At 63.1% G+C, this 21,399-nt stretch carries 19 protein-coding genes; 6 read left to right on the top strand and 13 right to left on the bottom strand.

The genetic code is table 11. The annotated features are described in order from the left end of the window. Nucleotides 1-94: 94 nt before the first annotated feature. The gene (locus C7401_RS37315) at nt 95-2,038 is read left to right on the top strand and encodes an acyltransferase family protein (protein ID WP_181565788.1); all 1,944 of its coding nucleotides are present in this window, start codon (nt 95-97) and stop codon (nt 2,036-2,038) included. Nucleotide 2,039: 1 nt separating this feature from the next. On the opposite strand, the gene C7401_RS37320 is transcribed toward C7401_RS37315, so the two are convergent. Further along, nucleotides 2,040-2,231 carry a hypothetical protein gene (locus C7401_RS37320; protein ID WP_112177059.1) on the bottom strand — a complete coding sequence of 64 codons (192 nt, stop codon included), beginning with the start codon at nt 2,229-2,231 and terminating at the stop codon, nt 2,040-2,042. A 63-nt stretch (nt 2,232-2,294) separates the two neighbouring features. Next, nucleotides 2,295-2,450, bottom strand: a complete 156-nt coding sequence (locus tag C7401_RS45195; protein ID WP_181565789.1) for a hypothetical protein — start codon at nt 2,448-2,450, stop codon at nt 2,295-2,297. A 151-nt stretch (nt 2,451-2,601) separates the two neighbouring features. Between C7401_RS45195 and C7401_RS37325 the strand changes: the two genes are divergently transcribed. Beyond that, entirely contained in the window at nt 2,602-2,859 is a 258-nt protein-coding gene (locus tag C7401_RS37325) for a site-specific integrase (protein ID WP_112177060.1), read from the top strand. Between the two features lie 538 nt (nt 2,860-3,397). Here C7401_RS37325 and C7401_RS37335 read toward each other — a convergent pair. Next, entirely contained in the window at nt 3,398-5,713 is a 2,316-nt protein-coding gene (locus tag C7401_RS37335; RefSeq protein ID WP_112177062.1) for a tetratricopeptide repeat protein, read from the bottom strand. A gap of 338 nt (nt 5,714-6,051) precedes the next feature. Here C7401_RS37335 and adhP point away from each other — a divergent pair, with 338 nt between their 5' ends. Beyond that, the gene (adhP, locus tag C7401_RS37340) at nt 6,052-7,080 is read left to right on the top strand and encodes an alcohol dehydrogenase AdhP (protein WP_112177063.1); all 1,029 of its coding nucleotides are present in this window, start codon (nt 6,052-6,054) and stop codon (nt 7,078-7,080) included. Between the two features lie 84 nt (nt 7,081-7,164). Here adhP and C7401_RS37345 read toward each other — a convergent pair whose 3' ends face one another. The 4 genes from C7401_RS37345 to C7401_RS37360 all read right to left on the bottom strand — a co-directional run bounded on the left by C7401_RS37345 (nt 7,165) and on the right by C7401_RS37360 (nt 10,266). Further along, a complete protein-coding gene (locus C7401_RS37345; RefSeq protein ID WP_112177081.1) occupies nt 7,165-7,464 on the bottom strand; it encodes a putative quinol monooxygenase in 300 nt (99 codons plus the stop codon). Nucleotides 7,465-7,516: 52 nt separating this feature from the next. Next, nucleotides 7,517-8,614: an NADH:flavin oxidoreductase/NADH oxidase gene (locus C7401_RS37350; protein WP_112177064.1), complete on the bottom strand. Its 1,098-nt coding sequence runs from the start codon at nt 8,612-8,614 to the stop codon at nt 7,517-7,519. Nucleotides 8,615-8,822: 208 nt separating this feature from the next. After that, complete coding sequence (locus tag C7401_RS37355) at nt 8,823-9,506, bottom strand: type 1 glutamine amidotransferase domain-containing protein (protein WP_112177065.1); 684 nt, start codon at nt 9,504-9,506, stop codon at nt 8,823-8,825. A 157-nt stretch (nt 9,507-9,663) separates the two neighbouring features. Further along, a complete protein-coding gene (locus C7401_RS37360; RefSeq protein ID WP_112177066.1) occupies nt 9,664-10,266 on the bottom strand; it encodes a TetR/AcrR family transcriptional regulator in 603 nt (200 codons plus the stop codon). A 129-nt stretch (nt 10,267-10,395) separates the two neighbouring features. Here C7401_RS37360 and C7401_RS37365 point away from each other — a divergent pair, with 129 nt between their 5' ends. Then, nucleotides 10,396-11,046 carry an SGNH/GDSL hydrolase family protein gene (locus C7401_RS37365; RefSeq protein ID WP_112177067.1) on the top strand — a complete coding sequence of 217 codons (651 nt, stop codon included), beginning with the start codon at nt 10,396-10,398 and terminating at the stop codon, nt 11,044-11,046. 92 nt (nt 11,047-11,138) lie between these two features. Here C7401_RS37365 and cyoD read toward each other — a convergent pair whose 3' ends face one another. The 5 genes from cyoD to C7401_RS37390 form a co-directional block, all read right to left on the bottom strand. Then, nucleotides 11,139-11,468: a cytochrome o ubiquinol oxidase subunit IV gene (gene cyoD / locus C7401_RS37370; protein ID WP_112177068.1), complete on the bottom strand. Its 330-nt coding sequence runs from the start codon at nt 11,466-11,468 to the stop codon at nt 11,139-11,141. Beyond that, complete coding sequence (gene cyoC / locus C7401_RS37375; RefSeq protein ID WP_112177069.1) at nt 11,469-12,080, bottom strand: cytochrome o ubiquinol oxidase subunit III; 612 nt, start codon at nt 12,078-12,080, stop codon at nt 11,469-11,471. Continuing rightward, nucleotides 12,080-14,113 carry a cytochrome o ubiquinol oxidase subunit I gene (cyoB, locus tag C7401_RS37380; RefSeq protein WP_112177070.1) on the bottom strand — a complete coding sequence of 678 codons (2,034 nt, stop codon included), beginning with the start codon at nt 14,111-14,113 and terminating at the stop codon, nt 12,080-12,082. The genes cyoC and cyoB overlap by 1 nt, the downstream gene beginning before the upstream one ends. A 7-nt stretch (nt 14,114-14,120) precedes the next feature. Beyond that, nucleotides 14,121-15,008 carry a ubiquinol oxidase subunit II gene (cyoA, locus tag C7401_RS37385; RefSeq protein WP_112177082.1) on the bottom strand — a complete coding sequence of 296 codons (888 nt, stop codon included), beginning with the start codon at nt 15,006-15,008 and terminating at the stop codon, nt 14,121-14,123. Between the two features lie 338 nt (nt 15,009-15,346). Further along, on the bottom strand, nt 15,347-16,900 hold the full coding sequence (locus C7401_RS37390; protein ID WP_112177071.1) for an NADH-quinone oxidoreductase subunit M: 1,554 nt from the start codon (nt 16,898-16,900) through the stop codon (nt 15,347-15,349). Between the two features lie 835 nt (nt 16,901-17,735). Between C7401_RS37390 and C7401_RS37395 the strand changes: the two genes are divergently transcribed. Both C7401_RS37395 and C7401_RS37400 read left to right on the top strand, forming a co-directional pair. Beyond that, nucleotides 17,736-18,215, top strand: coding sequence for a hypothetical protein (locus C7401_RS37395; RefSeq protein WP_112177072.1), 480 nt, complete (start codon nt 17,736-17,738; stop codon nt 18,213-18,215). Between the two features lie 124 nt (nt 18,216-18,339). Further along, the gene (locus tag C7401_RS37400; RefSeq protein WP_112177073.1) at nt 18,340-19,842 is read left to right on the top strand and encodes an MFS transporter; all 1,503 of its coding nucleotides are present in this window, start codon (nt 18,340-18,342) and stop codon (nt 19,840-19,842) included. Between the two features lie 24 nt (nt 19,843-19,866). On the opposite strand, the gene C7401_RS37405 is transcribed toward C7401_RS37400, so the two are convergent. After that, nucleotides 19,867-21,306, bottom strand: coding sequence for a sugar efflux transporter (locus tag C7401_RS37405; protein ID WP_112177074.1), 1,440 nt, complete (start codon nt 21,304-21,306; stop codon nt 19,867-19,869). Nucleotides 21,307-21,399: the final 93 nt, after the last annotated feature.

Raw genomic sequence — 21,399 nt, forward strand, 5'->3', positions numbered from 1 at the left:
GACAATCTGATGCAATTTTGACCCTCCGCATAGATTTTCGATCGCCTTCTCCGCTTCAATAGCGTGAATTACAACGACGACTGAGAGGCATCGAGTGCAAGTATCTCTTCGTAGTTCGCATGAATTTGAATACCGGCCAGACATAGACGGCCTCAGAGCAATATCTGTGCTGGCTGTCTTAATTTACCATCTCGATAAAAATATCCTTCCCGGTGGATTTATTGGCGTAGATATTTTTTTTGTTATATCTGGATATCTAATTACTCATCAAATTCTAACCCGGATAGAAGATAGAGATTTCAAATTAACTATGTTTTACCGACACCGTATCCTGCGCCTGCTGCCGGCATTATTTTCAATGCTGATCGTAACATGTGCCGTCGGTCTATTCCTGCTTTCACCAGCCGACCTTGTCAAGCTGGCCAAATCGGCCGCTCTCGCAATGTTTGGCCTCTCAAACATCTACCTCTGGCATGAATATGGCGGATATTTCAACGGCGGGGCTTCGGAGGCTCCCTTGTTGCACACATGGTCACTCGCCGTCGAAGAACAGTTCTATCTCATTTGGCCGTTTGTGTTATTTGCGCTCACGAAGCGCAGTGGTCGATCGAGAATCGTCTTTTGTATCATACTGCTTCTCGTCGCCACAGCGATTTCTGAATTCGGCGTACGTTATGCCCAAAGCGCAGCATACTTTTTGCTTCCAACGCGAATCTTTGAGCCACTCGCTGGCGCAGCGCTCGCCATTTTTTTGACCTCATTCAATCACCATCGATGCAGCGCCATATTCAAAAACTCCCTAGGATTCGCTGGACTCACATTGATCACCGCGTCGATGGTGATCATTGACGATACCGCACCGTTCCCCGGTCTAGTCGCGGCAATACCCGTCGCTGCGGCAGCATTTCTAATATTTAGCGGGCTGAATCTGAAAAGTCATTTGACGAAATTTCTTTCATGCTCGCCGCTAAAATTTATTGGGCTGATATCTTATTCCGTCTATCTTTGGCATTGGCCAATCATTGCATTCGTAAGCTATTACGGCATCGAGTCGACTATCGCAGTCAATTTGACCATTCTGATGTGCTCGCTGTTGATTGGCTATATATCGTGGAAATACATCGAAAAACCATTTCGCAATGCTGACAAACAACTTTCCTTCCCTCGATTTATCATTCAACGGTATGTGCCTACTACGGCGCTCGTGCTCGGCTTCTCGATCATTTGCGTTCTGTCGAGTGGTTTGCCAGCGCGTTGGAGCGACCGCACTCTTGCGTATGATCGCGCTGAATCGCAACGACCGGACCAAATCAGAGCTGGCTGCCACGTAAGCACCCAAAACTACGCTGCACTTCCTCAGACACGGTGCGTCATTGGGAAACCGGCCGGAGATGTTCAGGGGATATTGATCGGAGACTCCTACGCCAATCACTTTACGTCAATGATCGACGCGTTGGCTTCGCAAGACCACATCACTCTTCGCGACTACACGATGGATGGATGCCCGCCAATCCTTGGATATTCGAATCAGCGTAAGGCGTCCTACGCTGCGAAGTGCATTGCCCGAAACGATTTCCAATATAGCCTCATCGAGCGAAGTCGCTTTCGCCTCGTAATCCTCGCCGCGCATTGGCCTGCGAACGACCCCGATGGAAAGTTGGGACAGGCGGTCAACGCCTCCGTGCGCGCAATTGTGACCACCAATGCACACCTGACAATCGTCCTCCCCAACCAGACAATTGCTCACGCCGCCGAATGCCCGCTGCGGGTGGTTATGTATGGCAAGCAAAGAGACTGCACCGTCCCGCGTAGGCCATCGATGCCAGACTATCTCGCCAAGGTGAAGGCGGCCTACCCGCAGGTAACCTTTTTGGATCCCGATTCCGTCATCTGCACCGCCAACACCTGCAGCCCGGTGTACAACGATGTTCCCCTCTATCGTGACGACGGCCACCTCAATGACGCTGGTTCCCGGATGCTGGGCGACGAACTGTCGCGTCGCGGCGTGGGCCTGACGGGTCAAAGAAGTAGCTCATAGCTCACTTGTTCGAGCGCGGCACAAGTGGACCGAACGGTAACTGGATCGTGCCGTCGCTCGCCGCGCGCGCCGGCAACTGGAAGCAACCGGCTGCGAGCTGGAAGTGTGTGTTGGGCGATTCGAAGGCGCACCCGCCGACGAGTAGTGCGCGCACGATCGACGCGGGCCACGATCTGCGCACCTTCTTCAGCATCGCATCGATGCGTGATCGAAAGTCGCTTTCCTCTGGTCATATGAGGATTCCTAATCGTAAAGATCAAGCGTAAAAATCTCGCGACAAGAGCGCGTCGCCGAAATATGCGATGATCTTCCGATAGCGTTTGGGATTGCCGTCCTGCTCGCGCTTCAGCACGCAGTCGATCCACGTCCCTTTCTCTACCGCCTCCGCCACGCGAATCAGGTAGTCCGGCATCAGCTCGTTCGGTGTCGCGGGCAGGTTCTGCCGCTTGCCCAGCGTACCGATGCCTGACGCGCTTTCCCATCACAGCGCGCCGTCGCCGTCATGCCCAGTCAGCTCGCTTTCGTCCAGCGGCAGCTCGTCCTCCCACCGACGCTGATTCAGGATGAAGCGCGAGAACCGCGCGATGGCATTGGCCGCGCGCGCGTTCCTGCTTGTGCTGCTCACGGGCGAGCGCCGCGAGGACATCACGAAGTTGCAGTTCAACGACGTGCGCGATGGCTGCGTATGGGTCGAACAGTCAAAGAGCAAGGGGCAGACAAAGCTGAGGATTCCGGTGACGCTCGGGTTGGCAGCGCTCGACGGCCTCACGATAGAGGACGTGCTGAGCGAGTGCCGCGAGAACTACTGTCGAAGCACGTGATCAGCAAAGGCGCGGCGGAGCCCGGTGACAGACCGAAGCTTGGCTGCTTCACGACGGTGCTCGTCAAGTTCCGAGATCTTGCAGAGGTAGTCGCCCCCGACGGCAATACGCCCCCATCCTTTCATGAAATTCGCTCGCGGCGCGCCTCTACTGTGATGAGCGCAGCCCAAAATTTGCCCAAGCGCATCTCGGCCACAAGAACGTACTGATGACCGCGCTTTACCGCGACAACCGCGGGCGTGAGTGGAATGAGGTAAAAACAGGCTGATCGTTTTGGACCGGCTTTGGATAGTCCAATAAAAATTGTTTCAAATCAACCACATAGACAGCACCAATCCATCGGATTCTGATGGATCGGTTATCGCTCACTCGCGCTGGCATTCCGGATGGATCTCACGCGTGGGGCCGGACGGCGCGCGAATTGGGGCATAGGCGCGGCGCGACCCGGCAGCTTGCAGCGCGGCGCGCGGGAAGTTCGCCGCGCGTGCCTGGCGGCGCATTGGGCACGAAATCGGATGGATTGACGCGCCAGATCGCTTCATCGCGCCGCCGCGCGCCACATGCCCTCGTAAGCATGCTCCATGCCGCGCGCGAACCGCTCTCCGTCCATGAGCGGCGACCCCGCCACGCGCTCGCGCAGGGTCGCGCGCGGCCGCGCGAGCCGTGGCAGGTCGTTCGCGAGACTCCCCGCCATCGCCATTAAGGTCTCGTCGGAACCGGCGGCGAGATCGGTCAGGCCGAGATTCGCCAGTTGGCTCAGGCCCGCGGGCCCCGCCACCGTAGGCCCGACGCGCGTGACGACGGGCACGCCCATCCAGAGCGCGTCGAGCGACGTCGCATGGCCGTTGTACGGCAACGTGTCGAGGGCGAGGTCGATCTCGTGATAGTTGCGCAAATACGCCTCGCGCGGCCTGAACGGCACGAAGCGCACGCGCGCCGGATCGATGCCGGCGCGCACCAGCCGCTGCACAAGGCGCGCGGCGGGCAAGCGCTCGAAAACGCCGGCCCACATCGCCAGCGAGGCATCCGTGAGCTTGCAGGGGTTGTTCAGGCTGCCGAACGTGACGCTGCCCGCCGTCAAGGGCGGCAGCGGATTCACTTCGACATCCGGATCAAGCGGGTCGTAGCACCAGAACGTATGCGGCAGGCGCCATGACTGCTCGCTGTAGTGACTGTCGTGCACGCCCGGATCGAGCCAGGGGTCGGTCAAGCGCCAATCCATCGCCCCGATTCCTGTCGTGCCGGGGTACGCCAACCACGCGACCTGTACCGGCGCCGGCTTGCGGGCGAACACCAGCGGCCGGCCATCGGACATGTGCATGGTGAGATCGGCGAGGATGTCGATGCCGTCCGCACGAATCCTGTCCGCCAGCGCCGCGTCGCTCAACGTGCGGACGTCGCGCCACTTTTCGACGTGCGCGGCGAGACGCGCAGTTGTCGCATCGGGCCTCACCACACTCGAATACGCATGGATTTCGAAGCGCGTGCGGTCGTGATGCGCGAGCAACGGCGTCATGAACAACGCCTGGCAATGCTCACGAAAATCGGCCGACACGTAGCCGATGCGCAACCGCCGTCCCTCGGCCCATTCTCCATGCGCGCGCGTGCGCTCCTGGCGCAGTGGCGCTTCGTGCTGCGCCGACCAGCGTCTTGCCTCGTCGAGGATCACATGCGGATCGGCGACCTGGAACGACAGGGCGTACAGGAGATTGCTGTGCGCGATGAGGTTGCCGGGTTCGCTCGTCACAGCACGGCGAAAGCACTCGATGCCCTCATCCAGATCCCCGCCGTCCTTGAGCACGTTGCCGAGGTTGTTGAGCGTGGCCGAGCGCGAGGGATCGAGTTCGAGGGCCTTGCGCAGCAGCGCTTGCGCCTCGTCGAGGCCGCCGAGCGTGCGCATCAGGTTGGCGGCGTTGTTGTACGCGTCGACGAAATCCGGCCGCACATGAATGGCCGTTTCGTACGCCTCCTGCGCGGCCCGGTGCTCGCCGAGATCGCGGCAAACGTTGCCCAGGTTGCAGGCCGCTTCCGCGTGCGCCGGGTCGAGCGCCAAAGCGCGGCGATATTGCGCCCCGGCGTCGCGCAAGCGGCCTTGCGCCTGAAGCGCGACGCCATAGTTGTACGCGGCAGGCGCGAGGTGAGGTTCGAGCACAATCGCGCGTTCGAGCAGGGACAACGCTTCGTCCAGTGGCCCGAGACGCGTGAGCAGCACGCCGAGATTGATCATCGCGACCGCCGTGCCGGGCGCGGCGGCCAGTGCGTCGCGCAGGCATGCCAGCGCCTCGTCCTCGCGCCCTTCTTCCTGCATCAGCGTGCCGAGGTTCGTGAGCGCGTTGGCGTCGCCCGGTTGCACGGCGAGTGCGCGGCGATATGCCGCCTCGCTTTCGCGCGGTTCGCCCAGCAGCCGCAGGCAATTGCCGAGGTTGTTCCAGGCGTCGCCGCGGTGCGCGTCGCGCAGCAGCGCCGCTCGCCATGCATCGGCCGCTTGCGCGAGCGCGCCGTGCGCCTGCCACGCCGAGGCGAACCCGCACCAAAGATCCGCGGACGATGGATCGTCTGCGAGCAGGCCGCGATAAATCGCCGCCGCTTCTTCGTGGCGGCCGGCCATCGTGTACGCCTGGCCCAGTGCTTCGCGGTAGCGCCGCTGGCCCGGTTCGATCGCGAGCGCACGCCGAAGCCACTCGATCGCGCCCGCCGCCGCGCCCTCCTGCAAGGCAATGACACCGAGGCGTAACATCGCCGCCCCGTGCGCGGCGTCGTCGGCAAGAAGTTGCGCGTACAACTGGCGCGCGCCCGGCAGGTCGCCGGCGACATGGCGCTCGCTCGCGCGCTCGAAGAGGGTTTCGTCTGGCATGCGGTTTTGTCGTTGTTCGTGCCGTGACAGGCTGTCGCACATGTCTCGCCCCCGGTGCACGAGACTCCGCCAGGGATAGGGCTCAACGCCCTTTCTTCATTTGCCGGTGTTCACCAGAACTTACCCGAAGATCGTTCGAAAACTTTCCGGCCAGGGCGACCAGAATTTGCGCATTCTCATCGCAGGCGAAACGGGTTTCCCTCACACTTGAAAGCCAGCCGCGAACGCACGGCGACACCGCGATGCGCAACGCATCCGGTCGCACGCCGCCACTCAACCATGCATGTGTCCAGAGCGAGCATGAAAGCGCTGACTCTGGATCGACAAGGAGCCCGACGATGAACAAGACGATGCAAGCAGCAGTAGTCCGCGCGTTTGGTCAACCCCTCGTTCTCGAGGAGGTGGCTGTCCCAACGCCCGGTCCGGGCGAACTGCTCGTGAAAATCGAGGCGTGCGGCGTTTGCCACACCGACCTGCACGCAGCCCATGGCGACTGGCCGGTCAAGCCGCAGCCGCCGTTCATTCCCGGCCACGAAGGCGTGGGGTATGTGGTGGGCGTGGGCGCCGGCGTCAAGCACGTGAAGGAAGGCGACCGGGTGGGCATTCCGTGGCTCTACTCGGCGTGCGGCCATTGCGAGCATTGCCTCGGCGGCTGGGAAACGCTTTGCGAGCAACAGCAGAACACCGGCTACTCGGTCAACGGCGGCTTCGCCCAATACGCAAAGGCCGACGCGAACTATGTCGGCCTGTTGCCGAAGGGCGTCGATTTCATCGAGATCGCGCCCGTGCTTTGCGCCGGCGTGACGGTCTACAAGGGACTCAAGGTCACCGACACGCGCCCCGGCAACTGGGTCGTGATTTCCGGTGTGGGCGGGCTCGGCCACATGGCCGTGCAATACGCGCGCGCAATGGGGCTCAATGTCGCGGCCGTCGATGTTGACGATGCGAAACTGGAACTCGCGAAGCGGCTCGGCGCGACCGTCACGGTCAACGCGAAAACCACCGACCCCGCCGCGTATCTGAAGAAGGAAATCGGCGGCGCGCATGGCGTGCTCGTCACCGCCGTTTCGCCCATTGCGTTCTCACAGGCGCTCGGTATGGTGCGCCGGGGCGGCACGGTGTCGCTCAACGGCCTGCCGCCCGGCGACTTCCCGCTGCCGATCTTCGACATGGTGCTGGGCGGCGTCACGGTGCGCGGCTCGATCGTCGGCACACGCCTCGACCTCGAAGAGTCGCTGATCTTCGCGCAGGAAGGCAAGGTCAAGGCAACCGTTTCCACCGACAAGCTGGAGAACATCAACGACGTGTTCGCGCGCATGGAGCGCGGTGCAATTGAAGGCCGCGTCGTGCTCGATTTCGCGAGCTAAGCGGCGCGCGATGTAAAAGCAGGACGCCGCGGCGAAGCGGCGTCCTGCGCCGGCCGGCATGCCGGCCAGCACGCAAACGCGGTTTCAGTCCGCGACATCCACGCCAGAGAGCACCTTCACTTCTGGCGGCTCGGTCACCCACGCACCGATCTTCGCGCGATACGTAATGAAGTGCGCGCTGTCGCGATGCGCCTGCACAGCGGCCTCGTCGACATAGGCTTCGTACAGATGGAATCCCGGTGCGCCATCGGCGCGGCGCAGCAGGTCGTAGCGCAGATTGCCCGGCTCCTTGCGCGTGTGCGAAACCATCTCGCGCATCAGCGCTTCGACTTCGGCGACATGCCCGGCCTTGGGCGTGAGGCTCGCGAACACATAGACGGTCATCGGGATTCCCTCATCGTCAGCGGTTTTGCCGATCGGCAACATTCGGCGTGTTTCAGCCGACCTTGTAGCGTTCGAGCCAGTGCGCGTACGGCGCGGGCAAGGTCCACGCCGCACGCTCGACGCCCAGTTCCTGGGCCGCGAAGTACGGCCAGTGCGGATTCGCGAGATGCGCGCGGCCCACCATCACGAGGTCGAGCTGCTCTTTCGCCACCGAGCGCTCGGCCAGTTCCGGCGTGCCGATGCCCCACGCCGACGACACCGGCAGCCCGGCCGCGCGGCGCACCTTTTGCGCGATCGGCGCGAGGAACGCGGGCGCCCACGGAATCTGCGCGGTGGGCGTCGAGAAACCCACGCTCACGCCCAGCATGTCGAGCCCTTCGCGTTTGAAGCCTTTCGCGAGTTCGATCGATTCGGCGAGCGTTTCCTCGTCGCGTCCATCGTATTCGATCACGCCGAAACGCGCGGTCAGCGGCAGGTGTTCCGGCCAGACCTTGCGCACCGCGGCCAGCGTTTCCAGCAGGAAACGGCTGCGGTTTTCGAGGCTGCCGCCGTAGGCGTCGTCACGCTGGTTCGAATGCGTCGAGAAGAAGCTCTGGCCGAGATAGCCGTGCGCAAAATGCAGTTCGAGCCATTCGAAGCCCGCGTCGAGCGCGCGCTTCGCGGCCGCCACGAAGTCTTCGCGCACGCGCGCGATGTCATCGAGCGTCATGGCTTTCGGCACCTTCGGCAGATGCGCGCCGAACTCGATCGCCGAAGGCGCGATGGTCTGCCAGCCGCGCGCGTCGCCTTCGGGAATATGGTCGTCGCCTTCCCACGGACGGTTCGCGCTCGCCTTGCGGCCCGCGTGCGCAATCTGGATGCCGGGCACCGCGCCCGCCGCCTTGATCGCGGCGACGGTGGGCTTGAACGCCTCGGCCTGCGCGTCGTTCCACAGCCCCGCGCAAGCGGGCGTGATGCGGCCTTCGGGCGAAACCGCCGTGGCCTCGACGATCACGAGCCCCGCGCCGCCGCGCGCGATCTGCGCATAGTGCACGTGGTGCCAGTCGTTGATCACGCCGTCGACGGCCATGTACTGGCACATCGGCGGCACGGCGATGCGGTTGCGCAGGGACACACCCTTGAGCTTGAACGGTTCAAACAATGCGGACATCTACAGCACTCCTTTCTGGCGCATGTCGCGCTGCGCGCGGCCTGCGCCGGTTGGCGAAAACGGGATTTCCTCGCGGCCACACACAGCCGCGCAGCCGCTGCGAGCGGCGCTCGCAGCGTTGCCGAAAGGAAAAGGAAATAGGGACTGCGGGCGGGCAAACGTACGTGACGCGCGCTTGCCCGCGTTGCGGTGCGGATCGGCGGCGCGATCAGCCTTGGCGCAGCGCCGCGAGCAGGGCCTCGGCAACCGGCTCCGACGACGCCGGGTTCTGCCCGGTGATGAGCAGCCCGTCGGTGACCACGTGCGGCTGCCAGTCGGCGACCTTGGAGTACTGGCCGCCGCTCGCCTTCAACATGTCCTCGACGAGGAACGGCACGACGTCGGTCAACTGCACGGCCGCTTCTTCGTCATTCGAAAAACCGGTGACCGACTTGCCCGCCACGAGCGGCTTGCCGTCTGCCCCCTTCACGTGACGCAGCACGCCCGGTGCATGGCAAACGGCAGCGACGGGCTTGCCCGCCGCAATCGTCTTTTCGATCAGCGCAATCGAAACGGGGTCTTCGGCCAGATCCCACAGCGGGCCGTGGCCGCCGGGGTAGAACACGGCGTCGAACGCGCTCGCGTCGATGTCGGCAAGACGTTTCGTATTGGCAAGCACCGCCTGTGCATCCTTGTCGGATGCGAAACGGCGCGTCGCGTCGGTTTGCGCCGAAGGGTCGCTGCTCTTCGGATCGAGCGGCGGCTGGCCGCCCTTGGGCGAAGCGAGCGTGAGGTCCGCGCCGGCGTCGCGCAGCGCGTAATACGGCGCGGCGAACTCCTCCAGCCAGAAGCCCGTTTTCTTGCCCGTGTTGCCGAGGTCTTCGTGCGAGGTCAAAACGATCAGTACCTTCATCGGCGTTCCTTTATCGGTGAGGTTCGGGTGCTCGCGCACCCCGTGAAAACCGGTCCTGGCCGCATCGGCTATTAGACCGGTCGTCTAGTAGAATCACACAATGCGCGGCGCTCGCGGCCAGACTTCGGGGCCGCTCCCGCTGCTGCTTCGCGTTCGATCAGTTGCCCGGAGGCAGGTTCAACAAGATTCGCGTGGTCGTCATCGCCGAGTCGAGCGGCTTGCGGTCACGATGGATTTTTTCGAGCAGCGTGGCGCCCAGCCACAGTTCGTAGAGCGTCACCGCCGTGGTCGCCGCGTCGCTCACGCTCGCGAGCGAACCATCGGCGCGACCTTCCTCGATGCACGCGGCAATGCGCGTGATGATCGCGTCCGTGCCGCGCCGCAGAACCTCGCGCATCGCCTCGGAAAGGTCGCTCACCTCCGCGCCCAGCTTCACCGCGAGACACTTGCCTACGGGGTCGTCGGCGCACTGGATCTGGCGCCATTCGTCCCAGTAGCGCATCAGTTTCGCGGCGGCCGTGCCCGGTTGCCGCACCAGCAGTTCGTCGAGGCGCTCCGCGTACTCAGCGAAATACGATGTGAGCAACGCCTCGCCGAACGCTTCCTTCGAACCGAAATAGTGATAGAACGAACCCTTCGGGACGCCGGCCGCCGCGAGGATCTCGTTGAGTCCGACTGCCGAGAAGCCCTTGCCCAGCAAGATGGGCATGGCGGTATCGAGGATGTGTTGCCGTACTTCGACGGCGGCCGTTGCATTCATGGGGTGGCATGTTACAGACCAATTAGACCAGTCGTCTAGTAATCTCCCATGCTGAGTAGTGGCATTGCAGTCCGGCCGGAGTTTCACATCGGCAACTCCGCAACCTCACCCCATTCGAGAGAGGCAACCATGACGTCACGCACCCTGCTCTGTTACGGCGATTCCAATACGCACGGCACGAAGCCGTTGACCGTACCCGGCGTATCCGAGCGATTCGGCCCCGCCGACCGCTGGCCCGGCGTGCTGCGCGAGCATCTCGGGCCGGGTTGGACCGTCATCGAGGAAGGCTTGCCCGCGCGCACCACGGTTCACGACGATCCCATCGAAGGCCGGCACAAGAACGGGCACGCCTATCTGCGCCCTTGCCTCGAAAGCCAGTTGCCGGTGGACGTGGTCGTGCTGATGCTCGGCACCAACGACCTCAAGACGCGCTTTTCCGTCACGCCCACCGACATCGCGAACTCGGTGGACGTGCTGCTCGAAACGCTCGTGGCGTGCCGTGCGGGCCCCGGCGGCTCGACGCCGCATGTGCTGCTGATGTCGCCTGTGCCGATCGAGGAGATCGGCTTTCTCGGAGATATCTTTGCGGGCGGCGCGGCCAAGTCGCGCCTGCTCGCCCCGCTCTATGAGCGCGTGGCCGTGAAGTACGGCTCGGCGTTTCTCGATGCGGGCGAGTTCGCCGCGGTCAGCCCCACGGACGGCATTCACTACGAAGCCTCGCAACACCATCGGCTCGGCAAGGCCGTCGCCGAAGTCGTGCGCCAACGCTTTGGAGCCTGAGTCGCAAGCCTGAGCCGCAAAAAAGAAAAACGCCGCCGGCCCGAAGGCTCGGCGGCGTTTGCCGAAACGTTGCCGTTAGCGGCGCGATGCGCTTAACGCGACATCATGTTCATGCTGACGTTGTGCATGACCCACAGCGTACCGACCACGACAATCAACACGGTCAACACGGTGAAGCCAAACGCGGTCACGTTCCAGCGCTGACCCGACGACGTGTTCATGTGCAGGAAGAACACGAGGTGAACCACGATCTGCACCACGGCCAGCGCGGCGAGGCCGAGCAGCGCGGTTTCGCGCGGGAAGCCGCCGTGCAGCACGAGCCAGAACGAAGCGGCCGTGAGCACCACCGCCAGGACGAAACCGGCCACGTAGCTGCCTACGCTGCCATGGCTTTCTTCTTCATGGATGGAATGAGCACTCATTTAGATCACGCTCGCAAGATAAACAAAGGAGAACACGCAGATCCAGACGATGTCCAGAAAGTGCCAGAAAAGGCTCAGGCACGTCAGGCGGCGGATTTCGCGCTCGCCCAGCGTCGGCGCCTTCACGGCCTGAACCATCAGGACGATCATCCAGATCATGCCCATCGTCACGTGGATACCGTGGGTGGCAACCAGCGTGAAGAACGACGACAGGAACGCGCTGCGTTGCGGGCCGTTGCCCTCGGCGATCATGTTCGCGAACTCATGCAGTTCGAAGTACAGGAACGTCGCGCCCAGCAGGAAGGTGATCGCCAGCCAGAACAGCACTTGACCCTTGCGCTGCTTGTGCGCGCCGATCATCGCGAAGCCGTACGTGATGGACGACAGCAGCAGCACTGCCGTTTCCATCGCGACGCCATTGATGTCGAACAGGTCCTTGCCCGTCGGGCCGCCTGCGAACTGGTTCTGCATGACGGCGAACACTGCGAACAGCGAGCCGAACAGAATACAGTCCGTCATCAGGTACAGCCAGAAGCCGAACACCGAGTGTGACGGCGGGTGATCGTGGTGATCGTGCTCCGCGAGTGCGGCCGCACTTGTTTTCGTCAACATCAGTTGGCCTCCAGGGCTGCTTCAACCTTGCCACGGCGTTGCTTGTCTTCGAACGCCTTGACCAGTGCGCGGCTGCGCGCTTCTTCGTCTGCCCGGACCTTGGCGGCCGGGATGTAGTAACCCTCGTTCTTCTGGAAGCTGTAGGCGATGGCCGTGCCGAGAATACCGACGAAGCCAACGATCATGAGCCACCAGATGTGCCAGATGCCAGCGAAGCCGAGCACCAGGCTGAAGAAACCGATGAACACACCAGCGCTCGTGTTCGAGGGCATGTGGATGTCGGTGTACTTCGTGTTCGCGACGTCCACGGTTTCGCGGCCGGTTTCCTTCAGGTGCGCAAACTCGTCGAGCTCGCTCACGTGCGGAATGATCGCGAAGTTATACGACGGCGGCGGCGACGACATCGACCATTCCAGCGTACGGCCACCCCACGGATCGCCCGTCAGGTCGCGGTTTTCCGGCAGGTTGCGGTCGCGGATCGAGACATACAGTTGCAGCAGTTGATGCGCGATGCCGATTGCCACGAGCACGGCGCCAACCCACGCGATGATCATCCACGGATGCCATGCCGGATTGTCGTAGTGGTTCAGACGGCGCGTTGCGCCCATGAAGCCCAGCACGTACAGCGGCGTGAAGGCGACATAGAAGCCCGAGAGCCAGAACCAGAACGCACGCTTGCCGAGCTTTTCGTTGAGCTTGAAGCCGAACGCCTTCGGGAACCAGTAGTTGAAGCCGGCGAGGTAGCCGAACAGCACGCCGCCGATGATCACGTTGTGGAAGTGAGCAATCAGGAACAGCGAGTTGTGCAGCACGAAGTCCGCGCCCGGGATCGCCATCATCACGCCGGTCATGCCGCCGATGGTGAAGGTGACCATGAAGCCGATCGTCCAGAGCACCGGCGAGGTGAACTCGAGGCGGCCGCGGTAGATCGTGAACAGCCAGTTGAAGATCTTCACGCCCGTCGGGATCGCGATGATCATCGTCATGATGCCGAAGAACGCGTTGACGTTCGCACCCGAACCCATCGTGAAGAAGTGGTGCAGCCACACGAGGAACGAGAGCACCATGATCGAGCAGGTCGCGTAGACCATGGTCTTGTAGCCGAACAGCGGCTTCTTCGCGTAGGTCGCGACGACTTCCGAGAAAATACCGAACGCCGGCAGGATCAGGATGTACACCTCGGGGTGACCCCAGGCCCAGATCAGGTTCAGGTACAGCATGGCGTTGCCGCCGCCGTCATTCGTGAAGAAGTGCGTGCCGATGTAGCGGTCGAGGCCGAGCAGCGCGAGCGTCACGGTCAGGATCGGGAACGCGGCCATGATCAGCACGTTCGTGCACAGCGCCGTCCACGTGAAGACCGGGATCTTCATCATCGTCATGCCGGGGGCACGCATCTTGATGATGGTGACGAAGAAGTTCACGCCGGTCAGCAGCGTGCCGACACCGGAGATCTGGAGCGCCCACAGGTAGTAATCGACCCCTACCCCCGGACTGTACGCAAGCTCCGAAAGCGGCGGATACGCGAGCCAGCCCGTCATCGCGAACTCACCCACGACGAGCGAGATCATCAGCAGGATGGCGCCGACCGCGGTCATCCAGAACGACAGCGAGTTCAGGAACGGGAACGCGACGTCACGTGCGCCGATCTGCAACGGCACGATGATGTTCATCAGGCCGACCATGAAGGCCATGGCCATGAAGAAGATCATGATCACGCCGTGCGCCGTGAAGATCTGGTCGTAGTGGTGCGGCGGGAGATAGCCCGGTGCGTTGTACGCGAGCGCGAGCTGGGTACGCATCATGATGGCGTCGGCGAAGCCGCGCAGCAGCATGATGAGGGCGAGGATGATGTACATCACGCCCAGACGCTTGTGGTCGACGCTCGTCAGCCACTCCGTCCACAGATATTTCCACTTACCGAGGTAAGTGACTGCACCGAGGACCAATGCCCCGATGACTGCCATGCCGATCATCGTGCCGAGAATAATCGGCTCGTGATACGGAATGGCGTCCAGTGTAAGTTTTCCGAACATGCTTGGCTTACCCCTTGGTCACACACGACGGGTCACTGAAATTCGTGACGTGGCCGTTGTTGTACTTCGCGATGATGTTGTTGAAGAGCTTCGGGTCGACCGTCGAGAAGTACTCAACCGGAGCCTTCTCACTCGGCTGCGAGACCGTTGCGTATTGATCCATGGAAAGCTGCGTCTGCGACGCCTTCACCTTCTGGACCCACGCGTCGAAGTCTTGCTGGCTCGTGGCGAGGGTGCGGAACTTCATGTCCGAGAAGCCCTTGCCGCTGAAGTTCGCCGAAAGGCCGGCGTAGTCGCCAGCGTGGTCGGCGATCAGGTGCAGACGCGTCTGCATGCCAGCCATCGCATAAACCTGGGTGCCAAGCTGCGGGATGAAGAACGAGTTCATCACCGAGTCCGACGTGATGCTGAAGTTCACCGGCGTGCCAACGGGCACGGCCAGCTGGTTCACCGTCGCGATACCGAGATCGGGATAGATGAACAGCCACTTCCAGTCGAGCGCCACGACTTCGACGTTGATCGGCTTGACGTTCGATTCGAGGGGCTTGTACGGATCGAGCTCGTGCGTGGTTTTCCACGTGAGCACGCCGAGGAAGAGAATGATCAGCGTCGGGATCGTCCAGACGACGATTTCGATGGCTGTCGAGTGCGACCACTTCGGTGCGTAGGTGGCGTTACGGTTCGACGCACGATAGTGGTACGCGAACCAGAGCGTCAGGATGATCACGGGGATCACCACAATCAGCATGGCCCAGGTGGAGGTCGCGATCAGCTGCTTTTCCGCCACGCCCACGCTACCTTTGGGGTCGAGGAGCTCCATGTTGCAGCCGGAAAGACACATGGCCAATCCGGCGCTGACTGGAAGCAATAACCTTTGCAAGGTTGTTCTTTTCATCACGTTTGCCTGAATTTCATTCATTGAATAGTTCCGGGCACATCCCCTGACATCCAGCAAAGGAAGCGCGCCCGCATCATACAGCCGCTTTGATATTTCGCAATCAATGAATGTGGAAAATGACCTTTGTCAAAACGCGATTGAGACACTTTGTCGCATGTGTTCGCGAGGTTTGTCGCGCCTCGGAAACACACGCACGTCGCGCCCCACTCTCGTGTTGACAGTGGCCCGCCGCGGCTATTTTTCGAATCTCAAAATTCGAAAACCCTTACACACAGCAACGCGCCGCACGGCCTGTGAGCGGTGCGGCGCGTTGTTGCGTCGTCAATCTCTGGTAATCACGTCGGCGAATGCGGCGGCTGCGCGGCACGAACGTCCGTGCCCGCGCGAACTGCCTCGGCAGGTGCGCCGTCGTCGACGGGTTGCTTGCTGCGAAGGGCCTGGGTGACGAGGTTCGCCGCCGAGAGCTCGATCGCGTCGGTCATTGGCTTCGGATAGAGGCCAATCGCGAGCACAAACGCTGCGAGCGAAGCGAAGATCAGCGTTTCGCGACGGCCGATGTCGGCCAGCTTCGCGACGCCCTTGTTCGCCACAGCACCAAAGATCACGCGCTTGTACATCCACAGGGTGTACGCAGCGCTCAGGATGACGGTCGTCGCGGCAATCGCGCCGATCCAGAAGTTCACGCGGATCGCGCCCATGATGACCATGAACTCGCCCACGAAGCCCGACGTGCCCGGCAGGCCGAGGTTGGCCATGCAGAACAGCATCATGAAGGTCGCGTAACGCGGCATCACGTTGACGACGCCGCCATAGGCCGAGATCGAGCGCGTCTTGGTGCGGTCGAACAGCACGCCGATCGAGAGCAGCATCGCGCCCGAGACGAAGCCGTACGAGATCATCTGCACGATCGCGCCTTCGGTGCCGATCTGGTTGAAGAGGAACAGGCCCAGCGTGACGAGGCCCATGTGGGCGACCGTCGAGTACGCGAGCAGCTTGGTCATGTCGGTCTGCGCGAGTGCGAGCAGGCTCGAATAGACCACGGCCACGAGCGAGAGCGTGATGATGGCCGGCGCGAAGAAGTGCGCGGCGTCAGGCGTGATCGGCAGCGTGAAGCGCAGGAAGCCGTAGCCGCCGAGCTTGAGCATGGCCAGCATCACCGTCGCGCCGGTCGGCGCTTCGAGGTGGACGTCGGGCAGCCAGGTGTGGAACGGCCACATCGGGACCTTCACCGCGAAGGCCGCGAAGAAGCCGATGAAGACGAGGATCTGCGGGATGAAGCCGAGCGTGAGGTTGTGCCACACGGACATGTCGAAGGTGTGCGACTGGCTGTAGAGGTACAGCATCGACACCAGCATGAGCAGCGAGCCGGCCAGCGAGAAGAAGAAGAACTTCACCGCGGCGTAGGTGCGACGCGCATTGCCCCACGTGCCGATCAGCAGGTACAGCGGGATCAGCGTGGCTTCGAAGAACACGAAGAAGAGCATGCCGTCGGTCGCCGCGAAGGTGCCGACCATCAGGCCTGAGAGAATCAGGAACGCGCCGAAGTACTGGGCGACGCGCACCGTGATCGACTGCCACGAGGCAATCACGATCACGAGCGTCGTGAACGCGGTGAGCACCACGAGCCACATCGAAATACCGTCGATACCGAGTCGCCACGCCACGCCGAATTCAGGCAGCCAGTCGCGGAACTCAACGAACTGCATGCCGGCCTGATGATTATCGAAACCGGAAACGAGCGGGAGGGTCAGCAGCAGGCCGACGATGGCGCCAATGAGAGACAGCCAGCGGGCACGCTGCGGATGACGATCAGACCCGAGGCGCAGCACGGCCACGCCGAACAGGATGGGAATCCAGATCGCCAGACTCAGGAATGGAACGGATTGCATTTCAACAGGACCTTAAAAATGCGGAGCAAATAGCTTCGACAGCGCACGCTCTGGTGCGCAAGCAACTTGAAAGTTTGACGCGGGGTGAAAATCGAACCAGGCTGGCTGTAATGTATTTGTCAGCGACGAGGCGAAATGCAACACACGTTCAAGGGTTAACGAGGGTAAACGGAATACGGAAGTTTTGCAGCGCAACAACACGGGCCGGATCGAAGATTGATGCAAGTCATTGTTTTTATTCAGAAACGTACTAAGAGAAAAAACAACAAACAGGCCGTCTCGGCCCATTTTTGACCTCGAAAACCACGCTTTCGACCGCCAGGGCGCCGTGGGGCGCGGCAGGCTGTCGCGCTGCGTGGGCTGAATAATACATTACTTGTTTCTTTCGGTTCAATGACTTATGCATCAGGATGCGGCCCCCGGCGTCCTCCAAACCCCGTGCCAGTCCCATGTGCGGCACGTTTGCGCGGCGCAAAAAAAAGCCCCGGCCGTTGTGGGGCCGGGGCCAACTCTCACGATGCGCCAGGCAACTGGAACACACGCATGGCGGCACTTTAGCGCCTTATGTCCCCGCAATTAAGCGCGCGGCCTGGAACAGTCCTTTCCCGGTCGCGCGAAGCCAGCGCCACCTCGACCGGATTCTCCGCATCAATTCACAAATGAGAATCATTTGCATTTACGGAGAATTTGCCCGAGAATGGAGCCCATGCCGGAAACGCCCGGCACAACCTGAATGAACGCGGCGGCGCCCTGGCGCCCCGATTCCTTGTTCGCCAGCTCTGCAAGGGGCCGGAGTCACTGCTTGAGCAGCCGACTGCGGCCGACAGGAGGCTCCATGAACTACACCGCCCCTTTCGCAAGAAATGACACGCTGATCGACGACACCTTCGTCCAGCACCCCGACACCGTCGAGCAAACCGTGCTGCGCGCCGTGCGCACCTGGCTGCGCCCGCACTGCGACGCCTACGGCAAGGCGGAAAGCTGGCGCGGCGTGCTGGCCGACGCAGGACTCGGCGTGGACGGCATCGGCCACTTCGACCTGCTGATGGGCACGCTGCGCCGCGCCTCGTGCCGACCGCTCGACACGCGCTGCCGCTGCGCCTCCGAACTCGCGAAGGACGAAGGCTCGTTGTTGCAGGTGATCGCGCTCCTGCAATCCACGCGCAGCGAGGCCGCCGTGCGGTTGCTCAACGACTGGCTGCCCATGCCGAGCGTGAGCGGCATGCTCAAGACCGCACGCTGGTTCGCCATCGCGCTGCTCGACGCGGGCCTGCAACTGAGCGACCGCGCACGCCGCGTCACCTATATGCACTGATCGCACACTGACCATACCGGGCGCGGCGCATGAGCTCATAACCAAAAACGATTTGGGCGCGGGCCGCGCGACCGGTAGCATCTCGCGCTTTCCGCTATCTGCGCGCCCGAGCGCATCGCCTCGCATGTCCGCCCCTGCTTCTCCTTCTTCGCACAACACGTCCGGCCGCCCGGTGATCCGCAGCGCCGCCGACGTCTCACGGCTCGTCAACGCCGGGGCGGCCACCGGCAGCAACGCTCGCATCGTCGTCGCCATCGCGCTGGGCGGCGTTTTTCTCGACGCCTACGATCTCGGCGCCCTCGCCTTCGGCCTCAAGGACGTGGCGCGGGAATTCTCGCTTTCGCCTGCGGGCACCGGCTTCGTCGCCTCGGCCATCACGTTCGGCGCCATCGTCGGCGCGTTTCTCGGCGGCTTCCTGACCGATCGCATCGGGCGCTATCGCGTGTTCATGGCCGACATGTTCTTCTTCGTCGTGGCCGCCATTGCGTGCGCGCTCGCGCCCAACGCCTGGGTGCTCGGCGGCGCGCGCTTCGTGATGGGGCTGGGCGTGGGCATCGACCTGCCCGTGGCCATGGCCTTTCTTGCGGAGTTCTCGCGGCTTCAGGGCCGCGGCAACAAGGCCGCGCGCGTGGCAATGTGGTGTCCTGTCTGGTATGCGGCGATCAGCGTTTCGTACCTGCTGGTGCTGGCGTTCTACGCGAGCCTGCCCGCCTCGCACTCGCACCTGCTCTGGCGTTTGACGCTCGGCTTCGGCGCGGTGCCCGCGCTCGTCATCATCGCGATTCGCAGCCGCTATATCAGCGAGTCGCCGGTGTGGGCCGCGAATCAAGGCGATCTCGCGGGCGCCGCGCGCATCCTCAAGCGCTCGTACGGCATCGACGCGCAGCTCGCGCCCGAAGCCACCGCGAACGCCGGGGCGAAGCCCGCGCGCGTGGCGTCGTGGAAGAACTACGGCGCGCTGCTGCGCGGCGTCTATACGCGGCGCACGATCCTGGCCACGGTGATCGGCGTGGCTTCCTCGTTCGCGTACAACGCGGTCGCGTTCGGCCTGCCCGTGATCATCTCGAGCTTCCTGGCTCAATCGATGCTCACGACCATCCTCGCCTCGCTCGTGCTCAATCTCGGCTTCGCCTTCGTGGGCGGGCTGATCGCCGTGCGCACCGTGCCGCGCTTCGGCGCGTGGAAGCTCACCGTGTGGGGCTACACGATCCAGTTCGCCGCGCTCGTCGGCCTCGCGATCGTCGGCAAGCCGTCGAGCGGCCCCGAAGTCGTGAGCGCCGTCGCCCTGCTCGCGGCGTTCCTGTTCGGCCAGGGCGTGGGCCCGGGCTCGCACAGCATGACCTTCGCCTCGCTCGGCTATCCCACGTCGCTGCGCGGCGTGGGCGTGGGCTTCAATCAGACGCTCATGCGCGCAAGCTCCACGGTTTCGCTGTTCCTGTTCCCGGTGCTGGCCGCCGCGCTCAACACGCGCGTGTTCTGGATCATCGCGATCGCGCCGCTCGCGGGCCTCGCGGCGTTGCTGGCCATCCGTTGGGAGCCGTCGGGCTATGACGTCGACGCGGAAGATTTCGACGCCGCGCCGCCGGTGCGCGCCAACGCCGGACACGCCGCGGAGACCGTGCAATAACGCCGGGGCGCGTCCACTTGCCAGCTACTTGCGCGCCTTCATGCGCTCGCGCCAGTAACGCCGCACGGCGCGCGCCATCTTCGGATACTGCTCGCCCGGCACGGCGAACAGCACGAGCGCGCACAGCGCGAGCACGGCGCAAAAGACAAACGTGCCGCGATAGCCGAACGCCTGCACGAGCAGGCCCGAGAGCACGCCGGAGAGAATCGAGCCGAGACGCGCGGCGTTGAAGAACAGCGCCGTCGCCCGCCCCGGCGACGAGGGCATCAGATCCTGCACGAAGGTCATGCCAAGACACGACGTGACGGCGACCACGAACGCATTGAGGATCTGCATGGGGATCAGCGCCTGCACGCCGGGCGCCACCGACATCGCAACGAAGTACACGGCGTGCACCACGGCGCACGCCGCCAGCCACCACGGCTTGTCGAGCACCGAGGCGCGCGCGCCGAGCGCGAGCATCATCGGGATCTCCATGAACGCGCCGAGGCCGAGCATGATCGAGACGTCGATGCGCGTGCCATGCAGACCGTGCACGATGTAGAGCGGCAGCACGATCATCGTCGCGTTCGCGGCGAGGCCGATGAGTGTCAGCGCAACGATCGCGCGCATGATGTCTTTCTGCGAGCCCTCGGCGGCAAGCGGCAGCGGCGCCTTGGCTTTGCGCGTGGCCGTGGCCTTTGTCCTTGAATCCGACTTTGACTTCACGGACGGCGCGGCCAGCGCAGCGGAGTCGCGCGGCGCGCCCGGCTGCACCTCGGCCTGCGTGAGCGGCTGGCCTTCGTACTGCGCCGCGCCCTCCTCCGCCATTTCCCGCTCGACTTCGCCCGAGGTGGGCCGCGCCATCCAATGCTGCGTGGCGTGCTCGTCGGCGCGCGGCTCGCGCATGCGCCAGACGATCGCGCCACACGCCGCGAAGCTCGCCGCCGCGAACAGAAAGAGACCATAGAAGCTCGTGGCCGCGAGCACGAGCGCGCCGACCGCCGGGCCGAACACCCAGGCGGCCGAAAGAATCGTGCGCAATGTTGCGCTGGCGAAGGTGCGCTCGGCGTCGTCGCGCGCGGGCAGCGCCGCGCGGCTGAACGAGAACACGAGCGAGAGCGCGCAGCCGCCCGCGCCGATGAACGCAATGCCGACGATGAGCAATAGCCGGTAGTCGCGCACGACGCACAGACACAGATAGCCGAGCGTCGCCGCGCACAACGACACCAGCAGCAGCAGCTTGTGCTTGCCCGTGGCGTCGCTCCAGCGCCCCGCCGCCGTGCTCGCGATGACGCCGCTCGTGGCGATGGCGGTCATGAACACGCCCAGCCGTAACGGCGTCATGCCGGCGCGCTCGACGCCGAACAGCGACAGGTAAGGCGCGGTGAAGGACATCGCCACGCCCAGCATCAAGGTGGCCGCGGCGAGCGGCAGGAAACCGGGAATACGCAAAAGACCGGCAAAGCGCGAGTTCTTGAGCACGGCGCGGCGGGTAGTGGCGAGAAGTGAGTTTGCCGTGCGCGTGCAGCCACGCGACGGTCACATCGACGGCGATTATCGGGCGGAACTCCCACA

The organism is Paraburkholderia unamae (assembly GCF_003268775.1).
Taxonomy (GTDB): domain Bacteria; phylum Pseudomonadota; class Gammaproteobacteria; order Burkholderiales; family Burkholderiaceae; genus Paraburkholderia; species Paraburkholderia unamae.

Bases quoted from the DNA above. Each gene is read 5' to 3' on its own strand.
- C7401_RS37320 (WP_112177059.1), bottom strand. From the start codon at position 2,231: ATGCTGAAGAAGGTGCGCAGATCGTGGCCCGCGTCGATCGTGCGCGCA.
- C7401_RS45195 (WP_181565789.1), bottom strand. From the start codon at position 2,450: ATGCCGGACTACCTGATTCGCGTGGCGGAGGCGGTAGAGAAAGGGACG.
- C7401_RS37325 (WP_112177060.1), top strand. From the start codon at position 2,602: ATGAAGCGCGAGAACCGCGCGATGGCATTGGCCGCGCGCGCGTTCCTG.
- C7401_RS37335 (WP_112177062.1), bottom strand. From the start codon at position 5,713: ATGCCAGACGAAACCCTCTTCGAGCGCGCGAGCGAGCGCCATGTCGCC.
- adhP (WP_112177063.1), top strand. From the start codon at position 6,052: ATGAACAAGACGATGCAAGCAGCAGTAGTCCGCGCGTTTGGTCAACCC.
- C7401_RS37345 (WP_112177081.1), bottom strand. From the start codon at position 7,464: ATGACCGTCTATGTGTTCGCGAGCCTCACGCCCAAGGCCGGGCATGTC.
- C7401_RS37350 (WP_112177064.1), bottom strand. From the start codon at position 8,614: ATGTCCGCATTGTTTGAACCGTTCAAGCTCAAGGGTGTGTCCCTGCGC.
- C7401_RS37355 (WP_112177065.1), bottom strand. From the start codon at position 9,506: ATGAAGGTACTGATCGTTTTGACCTCGCACGAAGACCTCGGCAACACG.
- C7401_RS37360 (WP_112177066.1), bottom strand. From the start codon at position 10,266: ATGAATGCAACGGCCGCCGTCGAAGTACGGCAACACATCCTCGATACC.
- C7401_RS37365 (WP_112177067.1), top strand. From the start codon at position 10,396: ATGACGTCACGCACCCTGCTCTGTTACGGCGATTCCAATACGCACGGC.
- cyoD (WP_112177068.1), bottom strand. From the start codon at position 11,468: ATGAGTGCTCATTCCATCCATGAAGAAGAAAGCCATGGCAGCGTAGGC.
- cyoC (WP_112177069.1), bottom strand. From the start codon at position 12,080: ATGTTGACGAAAACAAGTGCGGCCGCACTCGCGGAGCACGATCACCAC.
- cyoB (WP_112177070.1), bottom strand. From the start codon at position 14,113: ATGTTCGGAAAACTTACACTGGACGCCATTCCGTATCACGAGCCGATT.
- cyoA (WP_112177082.1), bottom strand. From the start codon at position 15,008: ATGAAAAGAACAACCTTGCAAAGGTTATTGCTTCCAGTCAGCGCCGGA.
- C7401_RS37390 (WP_112177071.1), bottom strand. From the start codon at position 16,900: ATGCAATCCGTTCCATTCCTGAGTCTGGCGATCTGGATTCCCATCCTG.
- C7401_RS37395 (WP_112177072.1), top strand. From the start codon at position 17,736: ATGAACTACACCGCCCCTTTCGCAAGAAATGACACGCTGATCGACGAC.
- C7401_RS37400 (WP_112177073.1), top strand. From the start codon at position 18,340: ATGTCCGCCCCTGCTTCTCCTTCTTCGCACAACACGTCCGGCCGCCCG.